Origin of the sequence: Pseudomonas baetica (assembly GCF_019733355.1) — a bacterium.
GTDB classification, from domain to species: Bacteria; Pseudomonadota; Gammaproteobacteria; order Pseudomonadales; family Pseudomonadaceae; genus Aquipseudomonas; species Aquipseudomonas baetica_A.
The window spans coordinates 35,088-50,624 of record NZ_JAIHLQ010000039.1 but is presented as its reverse complement, the minus strand read 5'-3'; the positions used below and the strand labels follow the sequence as shown (position 1 = coordinate 50,624).

The 15,537-nt window shown below is 59.3% G+C and carries 10 protein-coding genes; 4 read left to right on the top strand and 6 right to left on the bottom strand.

The annotated features are described in order from the left end of the window. Window positions 1–95 precede the first annotated feature (95 nt). Window positions 96–3,188 (top strand): membrane-targeted effector domain-containing toxin, encoded by a 3,093-nt coding sequence (locus tag K5E40_RS27330; RefSeq protein WP_221733389.1) that lies wholly within the window; start codon window positions 96–98, stop codon window positions 3,186–3,188. 82 nt (window positions 3,189–3,270) lie between these two features. Here the strand turns inward: K5E40_RS27330 and guaA are convergent, their stop codons facing one another. The 3 genes from guaA to K5E40_RS27315 all read right to left on the bottom strand — a co-directional run bounded on the left by guaA (window position 3,271) and on the right by K5E40_RS27315 (window position 7,082). Then, on the bottom strand, window positions 3,271–4,848 hold the full coding sequence (guaA, locus tag K5E40_RS27325) for a glutamine-hydrolyzing GMP synthase (protein ID WP_221733388.1): 1,578 nt from the start codon (window positions 4,846–4,848) through the stop codon (window positions 3,271–3,273). 99 nt (window positions 4,849–4,947) lie between these two features. Beyond that, a complete protein-coding gene (gene guaB / locus K5E40_RS27320; protein ID WP_221733387.1) occupies window positions 4,948–6,417 on the bottom strand; it encodes an IMP dehydrogenase in 1,470 nt (489 codons plus the stop codon). Between the two features lie 116 nt (window positions 6,418–6,533). After that, the gene (locus K5E40_RS27315; RefSeq protein WP_221733386.1) at window positions 6,534–7,082 is read right to left on the bottom strand and encodes a sugar ABC transporter ATPase; all 549 of its coding nucleotides are present in this window, start codon (window positions 7,080–7,082) and stop codon (window positions 6,534–6,536) included. A 220-nt stretch (window positions 7,083–7,302) separates the two neighbouring features. Here K5E40_RS27315 and xseA point away from each other — a divergent pair, with 220 nt between their 5' ends. From xseA to leuA, 3 genes are all read left to right on the top strand, one after another. Next, on the top strand, window positions 7,303–8,682 hold the full coding sequence (gene xseA / locus K5E40_RS27310) for an exodeoxyribonuclease VII large subunit (RefSeq protein WP_221733385.1): 1,380 nt from the start codon (window positions 7,303–7,305) through the stop codon (window positions 8,680–8,682). Between the two features lie 3 nt (window positions 8,683–8,685). Beyond that, a complete protein-coding gene (locus tag K5E40_RS27305) occupies window positions 8,686–9,507 on the top strand; it encodes a M23 family metallopeptidase (protein ID WP_221733384.1) in 822 nt (273 codons plus the stop codon). Window positions 9,508–9,966: 459 nt separating this feature from the next. After that, complete coding sequence (leuA, locus tag K5E40_RS27300) at window positions 9,967–11,646, top strand: 2-isopropylmalate synthase (RefSeq protein ID WP_221733383.1); 1,680 nt, start codon at window positions 9,967–9,969, stop codon at window positions 11,644–11,646. Window positions 11,647–11,809: 163 nt separating this feature from the next. Here leuA and K5E40_RS27295 read toward each other — a convergent pair whose 3' ends face one another. The 3 genes from K5E40_RS27295 to der form a co-directional block, all read right to left on the bottom strand. Further along, a complete protein-coding gene (locus tag K5E40_RS27295) occupies window positions 11,810–12,601 on the bottom strand; it encodes an amidohydrolase (protein WP_221733382.1) in 792 nt (263 codons plus the stop codon). After that, window positions 12,589–13,737 carry a pyridoxal phosphate-dependent aminotransferase gene (locus K5E40_RS27290; RefSeq protein WP_221733381.1) on the bottom strand — a complete coding sequence of 383 codons (1,149 nt, stop codon included), beginning with the start codon at window positions 13,735–13,737 and terminating at the stop codon, window positions 12,589–12,591. The genes K5E40_RS27295 and K5E40_RS27290 overlap by 13 nt, the downstream gene beginning before the upstream one ends. 156 nt (window positions 13,738–13,893) lie before the next feature. Beyond that, the gene (gene der, locus K5E40_RS27285; RefSeq protein WP_221733380.1) at window positions 13,894–15,363 is read right to left on the bottom strand and encodes a ribosome biogenesis GTPase Der; all 1,470 of its coding nucleotides are present in this window, start codon (window positions 15,361–15,363) and stop codon (window positions 13,894–13,896) included. Window positions 15,364–15,537: the final 174 nt, after the last annotated feature.

Genomic DNA, 15,537 nt, shown 5'->3' with positions numbered 1-15,537 from the left:
CACGTTTTCGACGGCAATGTGCGGTACATAGTTAGTGCACTCCCCTTGAGCGATTCGGCCATGCTCGGCCTTCGTTTCTCATGGATGGAGACAGCATGAACGCCCCCATACAACGTCCTCAGCCCAATGCGGCAGATAAAGCGGCCCTCAAGGCAATGGCTACGGCCATCGTGCAAAACTGTCCGGGCCTGCACGACACGGCACATGAAGCTGCCCGTCATCTGTTACAAGAAAAAGGTCTAGCGAATCTCGACCCGGATCAGGTCTATTTTCATCGATTCAAGGCCGCCCAGAGCAGCACCCGGTCATTTACCGGCTGGGAGCACATCCGCGAAAAACCCTACGAATCGATGACCCTCACCCAACTGGTGATTCATCGTTTTCGCGCCACCGACCAGGACAACGCCGATCTGCTGGATCTCTACGCGGGTTTCTACAAGGACGGGCCCCAGACCGAAAATTTCGACCACCGCAACGAAGTGCGTCTGCACGGCAACGAGGTGCTCAACACTTTTTGGGATATCGACTTCAGCACGCGATACAACGACAGGTTGACGGCTTTCTGGAACACGCACGCCGATGATTTTCGCACGCTGGCCAAGTGCAACTTCCTCAGCCGTGCCGTGCAGGCACTGGAAGTCGGGCAATTGACCGGAACGGATTTCCAGTGGATCGTCGATTCGGTGATCGGGCCTGTCACCTGGCCAATGAACCTCTCAACGCTGCAAACGCCTCATGCGGCGGGCAATGAGGTGCGAGCGTTCGATATCGACGGCCATCCGGCCAGCAACCTGCTACGCATTGCCGATCCGGCTGGTCGGCAGATTATCTATCTGCCCGGCGAGGTCCTGACGTTCGTAGTACTGGAAACCTCAGCGGACATGCATTGGTGGGTTCTAGAGCAGATGAATCACGACACGCTGCGCAAGCATTTGCTCAATCACTTTCCACTCGCCGAACGTCAGCAGATGACCGAGAACATCACCGATTTGATGAATCGTCTGGTCAGCACCTGGGGCCGTACCGATCACCACCTGATCAATCGGCACAACCTGGCGATCAGTGGTGATGCGTTCAGTTGGTTGCGTGATTCGACCCGCAACGCAATGTTTGCCGAAGCCAGCCTGTCCCTGACCTCCAATGGCGACCTGCGTAAAAAACTATGGATCGGGTATCTGAGTGCAGGCCTCAAGGCTTTTGGCCCGATGGCCGCTGTAGGCTGGCCGGTCGCACTGCCGGTCATTGGCGCCAGCATCGTCAGCATGGGGCTGAACATTGATCAGGCGGTCAACGGCACAACCGCCCATGATCGCAACGCAGGCGTGCTGGGTGCAGTGCTGAGCGGGATTGACGCGCTGTTCAACGTTCCCTTCCTCAAGGGCACCGGCTCGATGCTGGAGGTGGGAGCCGAGGTGGAAGCGGCCGAGGCAGCAGAAATGGCTGAGCTGAGCGCGTCCACGTCGGCACTGGAGCTAACGGATCCGCTGGTCGAACAACCGGAGCTCATCGGTCCGGTCGAGCCAGACGTTATTGCTCCCGGACCTGAAACGTCCGGGTCGATCCCGGCGCAAAGCGCTCTAGCGCCGCCGATCCCTGACAAATACATGTGCAACGAACTGCTCGACGGCCTGGATACGCAGACCGAACCCGGACAGTTCCAAGGCATCTTTCGACTCAACAGCGATCCGCCTTACGCCATTCTGATAAATGACAACCCGTACTATGTGCGCTATTTCGGCGACTATGGCGAAGGCGGCTATTGGGCTATCGTGGACCCGGACAGACCCAATCAGTTTGTTCATTCGTTGCCGGTACGTCTGAATGCCACAGGCGAATGGGAGCGAATGCAGTCGTTGCGCCTCACCGGCGGCGGCCAATGCATGGGAAAAACCTGCGCTCCCGATATTCCACTCGACACCCTTGAACCGACTGGGCCTGAGGCAACCGCTCAACCGCAGGTCGAATCACATACTCCGGTATCACGCCCACTGCGCATAGTGAACTCTGCCTACGATATCGAACCGACTGTGCGCAGTTCGATAAGAGCCTGGGCACTGAACCTGACCGAAACCCATGCCCAACTGATGCGAAATGCCGACGGTAGCTTCAGCATGCACGACCCCTTTGAGATGTATGCCGTGGGCAAGCGCAAACTGCTGCAGGCCGGCGCGAGAAAATTTTTCAGCAATCTTCCGTGGATCACCCCGCCTCCCCGGCCTGCCATGACCGCCATCAGTACACCGATTTCAATTTCAGAGTTCGTCGATCGCATCTTTGAATCGGCACCCGGACTGGTAGTGGGTGAGACGCTGAACCGCATTGCCAGCATGCGCTTCATGATTGAACACATGCCGGCGCTGGCCAGGCACGCCAAAACCCTTTACCTGCGTGGCGTGCTCAGTGACTTCGCTCAAGTGGAATTGAACCGCTACTTCACAACCGGCACCCTGTCGGCAGAGTTACGAACCTACCTGAGCAGCCTGGGCACCGATCCTACGGGGCGATTCAATGTGTTGGAACTGGTCAGGGCAGCCAAGGCCAATGGTGTGCGCATCCAGGGCATCGACTGCGCAGCGAGCTACAAAATGAAGTCACCGCTTTCGCCCTATGACGAACAAATGATGGGCACCTATCTGGCGAGCGACATCATGACGGGCGACACCTACCTCAACAGCCCCAAAAAATGGATCGCGCTGACCGGTGTGCAAAACACCAACACACTGAGAGGTCTACCTGGTATCAGCGAAATAAAGGGCGCTATCGGTTTGCGCATCGAGGAAATCGGAATGGGTGACACCCTGCAAGTCGACGCCGACCCGGGTATCGAAGTGCGTCGAGGATCATTCTCAAATGGCGCTGCGACACAGACTAACGATGTTCTTCGCGCTGACTTTCGCCTGCGAATGCCAGCCGAACCGGTGGCCTGGAATGAGGAGACACTGGAGAACCTGCTGCACAGGCGTGGCATGTATATGATCCAGAAAACCGCAGACACTTACACCGTGTTGCACCGTAGCAAGCAAGGCATGCTCGTGCGTACGCCTGTGGCGAATCTGGCCGACGGCGTCATTTCCCTGCATCGTCCTGCATGGACTCGGGTGAATGACGTCCAGTTCGCCAACATCGAGGAAATGTCGCTACGACTGACAGAGATGGGGCTGGCGCTACAGAGCAGTCTCCCTGACTGACATCCGCGTCAGAAACGAAACCCCCCTGGCCTGGGCCAAGGGGTTTTCAGTCACTCAATGCAAGCATCGAAGTGCAGCAGGATCACTCCCACTCAATCGTCGCCGGCGGCTTGCTCGACACGTCGTAAGTAACGCGGGAGATGCCTTCGATTTCATTGATGATGCGGCCGGAAACGGTTTCCAGCAGTTCGTAAGGCAGGTGTGCCCAACGCGCGGTCATGAAGTCGATGGTTTCCACGGCACGCAGGGCCACGACCCAGGCGTAACGACGGCCATCGCCGACCACGCCAACCGATTTCACTGGCTGGAACACCACGAAAGCCTGGCTGACCTTGTGGTACCAGTCGGCTTTGCGCAGTTCTTCGATGAAGATGTGGTCGGCACGACGCAGCAGGTCGGCGTATTCCTTTTTCACTTCACCGAGGATGCGTACGCCCAGACCAGGGCCCGGGAACGGGTGACGGTAGACCATGTCGTACGGCAGGCCCAGTTCCAGTCCCAGACGACGGACTTCGTCCTTGAACAGTTCGCGCAGTGGCTCGACCAGTTTCAGGTTCATCTCTTCCGGCAGACCGCCCACGTTGTGGTGCGACTTGATCACGTGCGCCTTGCCGCTTTTCGCGCCAGCCGACTCGATCACGTCCGGGTAGATGGTGCCCTGAGCGAGGTACTTGATGTTTTCCAGTTTGTTGGACTGGGCATCGAAGACGTCGATGAAGGTGCGACCGATGATCTTGCGTTTCTTCTCCGGGTCGGCTTCGCCGGCCAGGTTGTTCAAGAACTGGTCTTCGGCGTTGGCGCGGATCACTTTGACGCCCATGTTCTCGGCGAACATAGCCATCACTTGCTCGCCTTCGTGCAGACGCAGCAGGCCGTTGTCGACGAACACGCAGGTCAGCTGATCGCCGATGGCTTTGTGCAGCAGCGCCGCAACCACCGAGGAGTCAACGCCGCCGGACAGACCCAGCAGCACGTTGTCGGTGCCGACCTGTGCGCGGATGTTGGCGATGGCGTCTTCAGCGATCTTCGACGGCGTCCATAGGGCTTCACAACCGCAGATGTCGAGAACGAAACGCGACAGGATGCGGCCGCCCTGTTTGGTGTGGGTCACTTCCGGGTGGAACTGCACGCCATAGTAGCCACGGTCGTCGTTGAACATGCCGGCGATCGGGCAGCTCGGGGTGCTGGCCAGGATGTGGAAGTCTTCCGGCATCTTGGTGACCTTGTCACCGTGGCTCATCCATACGTCGAGGCCGAACAGGCCGTCGGCGTCGATGTGGTCTTCGATGCCGTCGAGCAGGCGGCTCTTGCCGACCACATCAACGCGGGCGTAACCGAACTCACGCAGTTCGGAACCTTCAACCTTGCCGCCCAGTTGCTCGGCCATGGTCTGCATGCCGTAGCAGATACCGAAGACCGGTACGCCCAGGTCAAACACAGCTTGTGGGCAGCGCGGGCTGTTGGCTTCGTGCACGGACTCGGGGCCGCCGGCGAGGATGACGCCTTTCGGAGCGAATTCGCGAATCGCATCTTCGTCCATGTCGAACGGGTGCAGCTCGCAGTACACACCGATCTCGCGCACGCGGCGGGCAATCAGTTGGGTGTACTGGGAACCGAAGTCGAGGATCAGGATGCGGTGAGCGTGAATATCGAGGGCCATGATTCAGTCTCGTCTAAGTCATTCAGAAACAGTCGTGATTCAGAAACAACTCGGGGCTGAATAAAACAGCCCCGGTTGCTTAGCTTGTTGCTTGAAGGCTCAACCTACGCGGTAGTTTGGCGCTTCTTTGGTGATCTGCACGTCGTGAACGTGGGATTCGGCCATGCCAGCGCCGGTGATCCGCACGAACTCAGGCTTGGTGCGCATTTCTTCGATATTGGCGCTACCGGTGTAGCCCATCGAGGAACGCAGACCGCCCATCAACTGGTGAATGATCGCGCTCAGGGTGCCTTTGTACGGCACACGGCCTTCGATGCCTTCCGGAACGAGTTTCTCGGCGCCTGCCGAGGAGTCCTGGAAGTAACGGTCGGAAGAGCCCTGAGCCTGGGACATGGCGCCCAGCGAACCCATGCCGCGATAAGCCTTGTACGAACGGCCCTGGAACAGTTCGATCTCACCCGGCGCTTCTTCAGTACCGGCGAACATCGAGCCCATCATCACGCAGGAGGCACCAGCGACGATGGCCTTGGACAGGTCACCGGAGAAACGGATGCCGCCGTCGGCGATCAACGGTACGCCGGTGCCTTCAAGGGCAGCGGCAACGTTGGCGATGGCACTGATTTGCGGGACGCCGACACCGGCGACGATACGGGTGGTGCAGATCGAGCCAGGGCCGATACCGACCTTGACGGCGTCGGCGCCAGCTTCGGCCAGGGCCTTGGCGGCTGCGCCGGTGGCGATGTTGCCGCCGATCACCTGCACTTCAGGGAAATTCTCTTTGACCCAGCGAACGCGGTCGATCACGCCTTTGGAGTGACCGTGAGCGGTGTCGACCACCACCACGTCCACACCGGCATTGACCAGCGCAGCGACACGATCACCGGTGTCTTTACCGGTGCCGACAGCAGCACCAACGCGCAGACGACCTTGATCGTCCTTGCTGGCCAGCGGGTAGGCTTTGGCTTTTTCGATGTCGTTGACCGTCATCATGCCTTTGAGGGCAAATTTGTCGTCGACGATCAGTACGCGTTCAATGCGGTGTTTGTGCAGCAGTTCACGCACGTCGTTCTTGTCGGCGCCTTCCTTGACCGTGACCAGACGCTCTTTAGGCGTCATCACTTCACGGACGGTGGCATCCAGGCGGTTTTCGAAGCGCACGTCACGGGAAGTGACGATGCCGACCAGGTCGCCATCGTGCAGTACCGGAACGCCGGAAATGTTGTGCATGCGGGTCAATTCAAACAGATCACGAACCGTGGCATCGGCCTCGATGGTGATCGGATCCTTGACGACGCCGGCTTCGAACTTCTTGACCTTGCGAACTTCGGCAGCTTGCTGCTCGATGGTCATGTTCTTGTGGATAATGCCGATGCCACCTTCCTGAGCCATGGCAATTGCCAGACGGGCTTCAGTGACGGTGTCCATGGCGGCAGAAACCAGAGGAATATTCAGCTCGATGCCACGGGTAAGGCGGGTCTTGAGACTGACTTCGTTAGGAAGCACCTCGGAATAACCAGGCACTAGTAGAATGTCGTCGAATGTCAGAGCTTCTTGGCTGATACGCAGCATCGCGGGGGCTCCCGAGCGGGAAAATGGAAGCGCGCCATTATAGTCAGACACCCCCCGCTGTTCAATGTAAAACTCCGCTTAATATCAATGTTGCTGATATACGGGAATCGACGCCCCTACAACTCGACTTTCACCCAGCTCACCGGCAGATCCAGCCAATCGGCGAACTCGTCGATAAAGCTCTGCTTGAACCCTGCTTCCAGCCAGTTGTTGAAGATGAATCCGAGGTTGGAAAACCCGCATTCCTGCAAATACAGAAAGCCGTTGATGTCGTCTTCATGTCCGCATTCCGGGCAAGTGAAGTTGTCGGTGCGGGCCGGCATCCAGTCTTCGAGACTTTCGAACAACGCCTCGCCGACTTCGCGGCGGCATTCGGCGCAACCGGCTTCTTCGAGAAAGCCTTTGGCCGGGGTGTAGATACAGCGTTTGGTGATGATCTCCAACCCGTTGATCGGCTCACCGAATGGCAACGCCTCGGGGTGCAGCACCACGGCGCGGGCGCCGTCGGCAATGGCGTGAGCCATGCGATTGCCGGTACGACCGCAGGTGGTCAACGCTTCTTCGATGATGTTCTTGCGCACCAGCCAGCGCACGATCGCCCTGGCCCGGGGTTCGTGGACCGGCAGGGTGGAGATTTTCGGGACGATGATGCTTTGCGAATTCATGGAAAGGCCTGCGGTGTGGCGTCTGACGCCTTCGCGCTCAAGCCTGCTCCCACCGTGGCCTCCGTCGTTCACACATCTTGTGTACACCAGAGAAACCTGTGAGAGCGAGCTTGCCCGCGAGGGCGCCCTAAAGGCCGGCAGCTTAAGCCCTGACAAAATCCGGTCAAGTGCCTAGTGGGCGTGTGGTGATTCTCAGGCGAATGCCTTTAAACTGCGCCCCATGATTAAAGATCCCTTTGCAAGACTCGGCCTGGACCGTGAAGTCCTGACTGTCAGCCAGCTCAACGGCCGCGCGCGGGTGTTGCTGGAAGACGTGTTCAGCAATATCTGGGTCGAAGGCGAAATTTCCAACCTCGCCCGCCCGGCGTCCGGCCACATCTATTTCACCCTCAAGGACAGTGGCGCGCAGGTGCGTTGCGCGCTGTTCCGGCAGAACGCGGCGCGGGTGCGTCAAGCGTTGAAGGATGGCTTGGCAGTCAAGGTGCGCGGCAAGGTCTCGCTGTTCGAAGGCCGTGGCGACTATCAGTTGATTCTCGACACGGTTGAGCCGGCCGGTGACGGTGCACTGCGACTGGCCTTCGATGCGCTGAAAGAAAAACTCAGCGCCGAAGGCCTGTTCAGCGCTGAACGCAAAGTGCCGCTGCCAGCGCATCCGCAACGCATCGGCATTATCAGTTCGCCGACCGGCGCGGTCATCCGCGACATTATCAGTGTGTTCCGCCGCCGTGCGCCGCAAGTCCAGCTGACATTGATTCCCACCGCCGTGCAGGGCCGCGAAGCCACCGCGCAGATTGTCCGTGCTTTGAAAATGGCCGATGCCCGGGGTTTTGACGCGCTGATCCTCGCTCGCGGCGGTGGTTCGCTGGAAGACCTCTGGTGCTTCAACGAAGAAGCCGTGGCCCGTGCGGTCGACGCCTGCGTGACGCCGATCGTCAGCGCGGTCGGCCATGAAACCGACGTGTCGATCAGCGACTTTGTCGCCGACGTGCGGGCGCCGACGCCGTCCGCGGCCGCCGAATTGCTCGCCCCCGATTCAAGCCATCTGATCCGTCAGGTCGAAAGCCTGCATCGCCGCTTGGTGATGCGTATGCGTGACCGTTTGATGCGTGATCGTCTGCGCCTGGAAGGCATGGCGCGCCGCTTGCGCCATCCAGGTGAACGTCTGCGCCAGCAGGCTCAGCGCCTGGATGATCTGGACATGCGCATGCGCCGGGCGTTCGAGCGCAACTTGAATACCCGTCGAGAACGCCTGATCCGCCTGGAAACCCGCCTCGCAGGGCAACATCCGGGGCGGCAACTGGCGATGTTGCGCCAGCGTCTCGATAGCCTCGCCGAACGTCTGCCGCGCGCGATGCGTGAAGGCCTGAAAAGCCGTCGCCTGCAACTGCACAGCCAAATGCAGACACTGCACGTGGTCAGCCCATTGGCGACCCTCGGCCGCGGCTACAGCATTTTGCTCGACGAACGCGGCAACGCGATTCGCAATGCTGCGCAAACTCATACCGGTCAGCGCCTGAAAGCCAAACTGGGCGAAGGCGAACTGCAAGTGCGCGTCGAAGACAATCATCTGACGCCTGTCACCCTCTCTTTACTGGACTGATCCATGCCGCGTTTTCTGGCTCCACTGTTGCTCCTGTGCCTGACTTTCAATGCCCACGCCGACAGTTACATCACCCGGATGCTGAACAAACCGGTGCCGGGCGGCGTCGCCGTGGTTGATCTGGGCGTATCGAGCCAAGCGCCTAGAGCTACTTATCAGGGCAAACCGGTGCTGGTCGTGAAGGAACAGAACAATTGGCTGGCGATCGTCGGTGTGCCGCTGACGGTCAAGCCCGGCGCGCAGCAGATCAGCAGCGGCGGACGCAATCTGCCGTTCACCGTGGGTAACAAGAAATACCCGGAACAACGCATCACTCTTAAGAACACTCAGCAGGTCAATCCAAACCCGGCCAACCTCAAGCGCATCCAGGGTGAACTGGCCGAACAGATCAAGGCTTACCGCAGCTTTAGCCCGAACACGCCGAGCAATCTGCTGCTGGACAAACCGGTCAACGGGCCACTGTCGAGTAAGTTCGGTGTGCGCCGTTTCTTTAATGGTGAAGAACGCAATCCCCACGCCGGCCTCGACTTTGCGGTGCCGGCAGGCACACCGATCAAGACCCCGGCGGCGGGCAAAGTGATTCTGATCGGCAACTACTTCTTTAACGGCAACACCGTGTTTGTCGACCATGGGCAGGGCTTTATCAGCATGTTCTGCCATATGTCGAAGATTGATGTGAAGGTTGGCGATCAACTGGCCCGTGGTGGCGTGGTTGGCAAGGTGGGTTCGACCGGCCGGGCGACCGGGCCGCACATGCACTGGAATATCAGCCTGAATGATGCGCGGGTCGATCCGGCGATTTTCATTGGTGCGTTCCAGCCTTGAGTCATGCGCTGAGGCTGCTGGCCTCTTCGCGAGCAAGCCCGCTCCCACACAGGTTGGTGGTGTCCATGAGGTGTGTGTGTGCGACACGGACAATGTAGGAGCGGGCTTGCTCGCGAAGGCATCGTGACTGCCATCGAAAAGCGATTGCGCCCGTATCCAACCTCGCGCAAACATCCATACGATTCCCGCCATACCGCACAATAAAATCGTGCAAATCTCTACTTTTCGAGTATTCCTCTCAATTTTTTTCGACTGCTTGCCATCCTTCCCACCCGCGGTTAGGGTTGAGGGCATGAAAACCTCTCACACCCTCATTCAGCTTCGCCAGCACCGCAGCCTGTGCCTCGTCAGCGCACGACTGCGAGGCTGAATCGCTACGCCTCGTCCCACGCTTTTCCAAGAACATTCGTTCCACCGGCAGGCCGCCTCTTTTCGGCCCAGACAATAAGGAATTTCCCGATGAGCATGCTCAAAGATCCGTCTTCAAAGTACCGTGCGTTTCCTGTCATCAACCTGCCGGATCGCACCTGGCCGTCGAAAACCATCGACGCCGCGCCGATCTGGTGCAGCTCCGACCTGCGTGACGGCAACCAGTCGCTGATCGAGCCGATGGATGCGGTGAAAAAGCTGCGTTTCTGGAAAACCCTCGTTCAAGTGGGCGTAAAGGAAATCGAAGCCTCCTTCCCGGCCGCTTCGCAAACCGACTTCGACTTCGTGCGCACCCTGATCGAAGAAGGCCACATCCCGGACGACACCACTATTCAGGTGCTGACCCAAGGTCGTGAAGACCTGATCGAGCGGACGTTCGAATCCCTGCGCGGTGCGAAGAAAGCCATCGTTCACCTGTACAACGCCACCTCGCCTTCCTTCCGTCGCATCGTCTTCAATCAGGACAAGGACGGCATCAAGGCCATCGCGGTCAACGCCGCCAAGCTGTTCGTCAAATACGCCGCGATGCAGCCGGACACCGAGTGGACCTTCGAATACTCGCCGGAAACCTTCAGCGCCACTGAGCTGGAATTCGCCAAGGAAGTCTGTGACGCGGTGATCGAGGTCTGGAACCCGACGCCCGAGCACAAGATGATTCTCAACCTGCCGGCCACCGTGGAATGCGCGACCCCGAACATCTACGCCGACCAGATCGAATGGTTCGGCCGCAACATCAACCGTCGTGACAGCGTGATCATCAGCCTGCACACCCACAACGACCGAGGCACTGGCGTGGCTGCGACCGAGTTGGGCCTGATGGCGGGCGCCGATCGTGTCGAAGGCTGCCTGTTCGGCAACGGCGAGCGCACCGGTAACGTCGACCTCGTCACCGTGGCACTGAACCTGTACACCCAGGGCGTCAACCCTGAACTGGACTTCTCCGACATCGACGGCGTGCGCAAAGTCGTCGAAGAATGCAACCAGATCCAGGTTCACCCACGCCACCCGTACGTTGGCGACCTGGTTCACACCGCCTTCTCTGGCTCGCACCAGGACGCCATCCGCAAGGGCTTCGGCCAGCAGAAACCGGACACCCTGTGGGAAGTGCCATACCTGCCAATCGATCCGGCCGACATCGGCCGCAGCTACGAGGCGGTGATCCGCGTCAACAGCCAGTCGGGCAAGGGCGGCATCGCTTATTTGCTGGAACAGGAATATGGCATCAGCCTGCCACGTCGCATGCAGATCGAGTTCAGCCAGGTCGTGCAGCGTGAAACCGACCGTCTGGGCCTGGAGATGTCCGCCAAGCAGATCCACTCGCTGTTGATCAGCGAATACCTGCAAGCCAACACGCCTTACGCGCTGGTCAGCCATCGCCTGCAGGAAGAAAACGGCAACAGCTCGGTCGAAGTGGAAGTGGCAAGCCAAGGTCAGGGCGAAACCAACCTGCACTGGCGCGGCAAAGGCAATGGTGCGCTGGAAGCACTGGTCGCTGGCCTGCCGATTCCGGTGGAGATCATGGACTACAACGAGCACGCGATCGGCGCGGGCACCAATGCCAAAGCGGCGGCCTACATCGAGCTGCGCGTGAACGGCGAACGTGCGGTGCACGGCGTGGGTATCGATGAGAACATCACCACGGCCAGCTTCAAGGCACTGTTCAGCGCACTCAACCGTTCGCTGAGCCAGCCGGAAGCGAAAGCGGCTTAAGCCATCGCTGAAACGCAAAAGGCCCCGGAGTGCGAACGCCGGGGCCTTTTTTTGCCTGATGGTTTTGTGTTGCTCAATCTGGCCTGCCCGCTCCCCCATTGGAACGCGGTCAACTGTGGGAGCGGACTTGCTCGCGAAGACGGCCTGTCAGGCACCGCAAATATCAGGTGAACTCGAAGGTATCGGCATCCAGATTCGCCGGGAAACGCTCACGGTAAGCAGCCAATGGCGCAGCCTCCAGCACGGCCATGAACACCCCGTCAGCCTCCCCCGCCGCCAGCAAGGTTTCGCCCTGAAAATCCAGCACCTGACTGTCGCCGGTATACGCGAACCCCTTGCCGTCAGTGCCCACACGATTGACCGCCGCCACGTAGCACAGGTTTTCGATGGCTCGTGCAGGCAGCAGGCGATTCCAGTGCAAACGCCGTGCACCCGGCCAATTAGCGGTGTACAGCAGCAGATCGGTGTCCTGCGCGTCACGACTCCACACCGGGAAGCGCAAGTCGTAGCAAATCAGCGGTCGAACCCTCCAGCCCTTGAGCTCGAACTGCACCTGACGTTCGCCGGGGGTGTAGTGGTTGTGCTCGCCGGCCATGCGGAACAGGTGGCGCTTGTCGTAATGCCAGACTTCGCCGTCGGGCCTTGCCCACAACAAACGATTGCGGTGGCTACCGTCGGCGGCCTGAACGATCACGCTGCCGGTGATCACCGCATTGAGCTTGGCCGCCTGCACCCGCAGCCATTTGCTGGTCGGGCCATTCTCGGCTTCGGCGAGGGTTTCGGACTCCATGGAGAAGCCGGTGGTGAACATTTCCGGCAGGATGATCAGGTCCGCGCCACGCGCCTGCTCCAGTAACACGTCGAATTGCTCGAAGTTGGCCTGGCGGTCATGCCACGCCAGGCTTGTCTGGATCAGTGCCAGATTGAGATCGGGTAACGCACTCAGATCGCGCATAGTTTGGCCGCCGCTTCGCGCAGCGTCTCCTCGCGTTTGGCGAAGCACAGGCGCACCAGGCGCTGGCCTTCGGGTGGCTTCTGGTAGAACACTGACACCGGAATACTCGCCACGCCATGCTCGCGGGTCATCCACACAGCCATCTCGACGTCGTTGAGGTCAGGACGGATTTGCGAGTAATCGACCAGTTGGAAATAGGTGCCGGTGACACGGGTAAAGCTCAATCGCGACGGCGTCAGCAGATCACAGAACAGATCGCGCTTGGCCTGATAGAAACCTGGCAGCTCTTCGACGTGCTCAGGGTGTTGCGCCATGTAATCGGCCAAGGCGTATTGCAACGGCGTCACGCCGCAGAAACTGACGTACTGATGCACCTTGCGCAATTCGAGGGTCAGCGCGGGCGGCGCAACGACATAACCGGTTTTCCAGCCCGTGACGTGGTAGGTTTTGCCAAACGAACTGACCACAAAGGCGCGCTGATACAACGCTTCATGGGCCAGCACGCTGACATGTGGCGTGCCGTCGAACACCAGATGTTCGTAGACTTCGTCGCTGATCAAATAGATGTCGCGATCACGGATCAACGCTGCCAATTGGTCAAGTTCACCCCGACTGATCAGGGCGCCGCTCGGATTGTGCGGGGTGTTAAGGATGATCATCCGCGTACGTGGGCTAAGGGCTGCGGCGAGCTTGTCGAAATCAATGGAGAAATCGTTCGACCTCAATTGCACATGTACACAGCGACCGCCGGCCAACTGCGTCGCGGGCTCGTAGCTGTCGTAGCATGGATCAAACACGATGACTTCGTCGCCGCTGTGGATAACGGCCTGAATGGCACAGAAAATCGCCTGGGTTGCACCCGGCGTCACTGTCACTTCATTGTCGGCATCGACGTTCACGCCATAACTGCGGGCGATCTTCACCGCGATCTGCTCGCGCAGTGCCGCCAGGCCGGTCATCGGCGAATACTGGTTATGGCCGCTGGCGATATGCCGACCCACCGCCTCGCGCAGAGCCTGCGGGCCGTCGAAATCGGGAAAACCCTGAGACAGGTTGATGGCGCCGGTCTGCGCCGCGAGCTGAGACATCTGCGTGAAAATCGTGATGCCGACATTCGGCAGCTTGCTGGTGATCATCGGGGTTCCCTGCTCTGCCCCCGGCTCTGACGACGGCGCGGGAGAGCCCGAGGATAGCCCATACGACGCCCATAAAAAAAGGGCGCCGGACGGCACCCTTCTCTTTCAATGATCGTTCCCACGCGGAGCATGGGAACGATCAAATGACAATCTCCATCACTTCTTGTCGCGGCGCTTCTTGTCGGCTTTCTTGGTGTGCGACATCATCCGACGCTTTCTGTTGACCTGGCGATCGGTCAGCGTGTTTTTGTTGCCTTCGTACGGGTTCTCGCCGCCCTTGAACTCGATGCGGATCGGCGTACCGACCAGCTTCAGCACACGACGGTAAGTGTTCTCCAGATAGCGCACATACGACTTCGGTACTTTCTCGATCTGGTTACCGTGGATCACGATGATCGGCGGGTTGGCACCACCCAAGTGAGCGTAACGCAGCTTGATCCGGCGGTTGTTGACCATCGGTGGCGCGTGCTCGCCAACCGCGTCTTCCAGAATCTGGGTCAGACGGTTGGTCGGCCAGCGAGTGACCGCCGACTTGAACGAGTTCTGTACGGAAGCGTAGAGGTTGCCCACGCCAGTGCCATGCAGTGCCGAGATGAAGTGGATGTCGGCGTAGTCAACGAAGAACAGACGACGCTGCAGCTCGACCTTCACGAAGTCGCGCTCGCTCGGCGTCATGCCGTCCCACTTGTTGATCGCGATCACCAGCGCACGACCCGACTCGATGGCGAAGCCCAGCAGGTTGAGGTCGTGATCGACCACACCTTCGCGCGCGTCCATCACGAAGATCACCACGTTGGCGTCTTTGATCGCCTGCAGGGTTTTGACCACGGAGAATTTTTCGACTTCTTCGTGGATCTTGCCGCGCTTGCGCACACCGGCGGTGTCGATCAGCGTGTACTTTTCTTCATTGCGCTCGAACGGAATGTAAATACTGTCGCGCGTGGTGCCGGGTTGGTCGTAGACGATTACCCGGTCTTCTCCGAGCATGCGGTTGACCAGAGTCGACTTGCCGACGTTCGGACGGCCGATGATGGCGATCTTGATCCCGTCTTTTTCGCTCGGGCCAGGAATGCGCTTGGCTTCCTCGCCTTCGGCAACGACCTCTTCTTCGCCGTCTTCTGGCTCTTCCTCGTCTCTCGGGAAATCACCCAAGGCGATTTCCAGCATCTGAGTGATGCCACGGCCGTGAGCACCGGCGATCGGAATCGCGTGGCCCATGCCCAACGGAGCAAATTCAGCGCGGGCCATTTCCGGGTCGATGTTGTCGACCTTGTTGGCAACCACGTAGGAGCGCTTGTTACGTTTGCGCAAGTGTTCGGCGATCATCTGGTCGGCGGCGGTAAAACCGGCCTTGGCATCTACCAGGAACAGCACAACATCAGCTTCTTCAATGGCCAGCAGCGACTGCTCGGCCATTTTTTCGTCCATACCGTGCTCGTCACCGGAGATACCACCGGTGTCGACCAGAATGTAGGAACGCCCTTGCCACTTGGCCTCACCGTACTGGCGATCACGGGTCAGACCGGACAAGTCGCCGACGATGGCGTCACGAGTCCTGGTCAGGCGGTTGAACAAGGTGGATTTGCCGACGTTCGGTCGGCCCACCAGGGCGATTACGGGAACCATGCGGCTCTCCACTTCGTTATTTCAGAAAATACAAAAGCCGCTGCGAGGCAGCGGCTGGTGCTCGGGCAACACTGTGGGAGCGGGCTTGTCCGCGAAAAAACCGTAGCAGCACCGCGTTTATTCAGGCTGTACGCGTCATCGTTGACGCTCTTCGCGAGCAAGCCCGCCCCCACA

Excerpts from the sequence above, each read along its gene's own strand:
- K5E40_RS27330 (WP_221733389.1), top strand. The coding sequence starts at position 96 with ATGAACGCCCCCATACAACGTCCTCAGCCCAATGCGGCAGATAAAGCG.
- guaA (WP_221733388.1), bottom strand. The coding sequence starts at position 4,848 with ATGGCCCTCGATATTCACGCTCACCGCATCCTGATCCTCGACTTCGGT.
- guaB (WP_221733387.1), bottom strand. The coding sequence starts at position 6,417 with ATGCTGCGTATCAGCCAAGAAGCTCTGACATTCGACGACATTCTACTA.
- K5E40_RS27315 (WP_221733386.1), bottom strand. The coding sequence starts at position 7,082 with ATGAATTCGCAAAGCATCATCGTCCCGAAAATCTCCACCCTGCCGGTC.
- xseA (WP_221733385.1), top strand. The coding sequence starts at position 7,303 with ATGATTAAAGATCCCTTTGCAAGACTCGGCCTGGACCGTGAAGTCCTG.
- K5E40_RS27305 (WP_221733384.1), top strand. The coding sequence starts at position 8,686 with ATGCCGCGTTTTCTGGCTCCACTGTTGCTCCTGTGCCTGACTTTCAAT.
- leuA (WP_221733383.1), top strand. The coding sequence starts at position 9,967 with ATGAGCATGCTCAAAGATCCGTCTTCAAAGTACCGTGCGTTTCCTGTC.
- K5E40_RS27295 (WP_221733382.1), bottom strand. The coding sequence starts at position 12,601 with ATGCGCGATCTGAGTGCGTTACCCGATCTCAATCTGGCACTGATCCAG.
- K5E40_RS27290 (WP_221733381.1), bottom strand. The coding sequence starts at position 13,737 with ATGATCACCAGCAAGCTGCCGAATGTCGGCATCACGATTTTCACGCAG.
- der (WP_221733380.1), bottom strand. The coding sequence starts at position 15,363 with ATGGTTCCCGTAATCGCCCTGGTGGGCCGACCGAACGTCGGCAAATCC.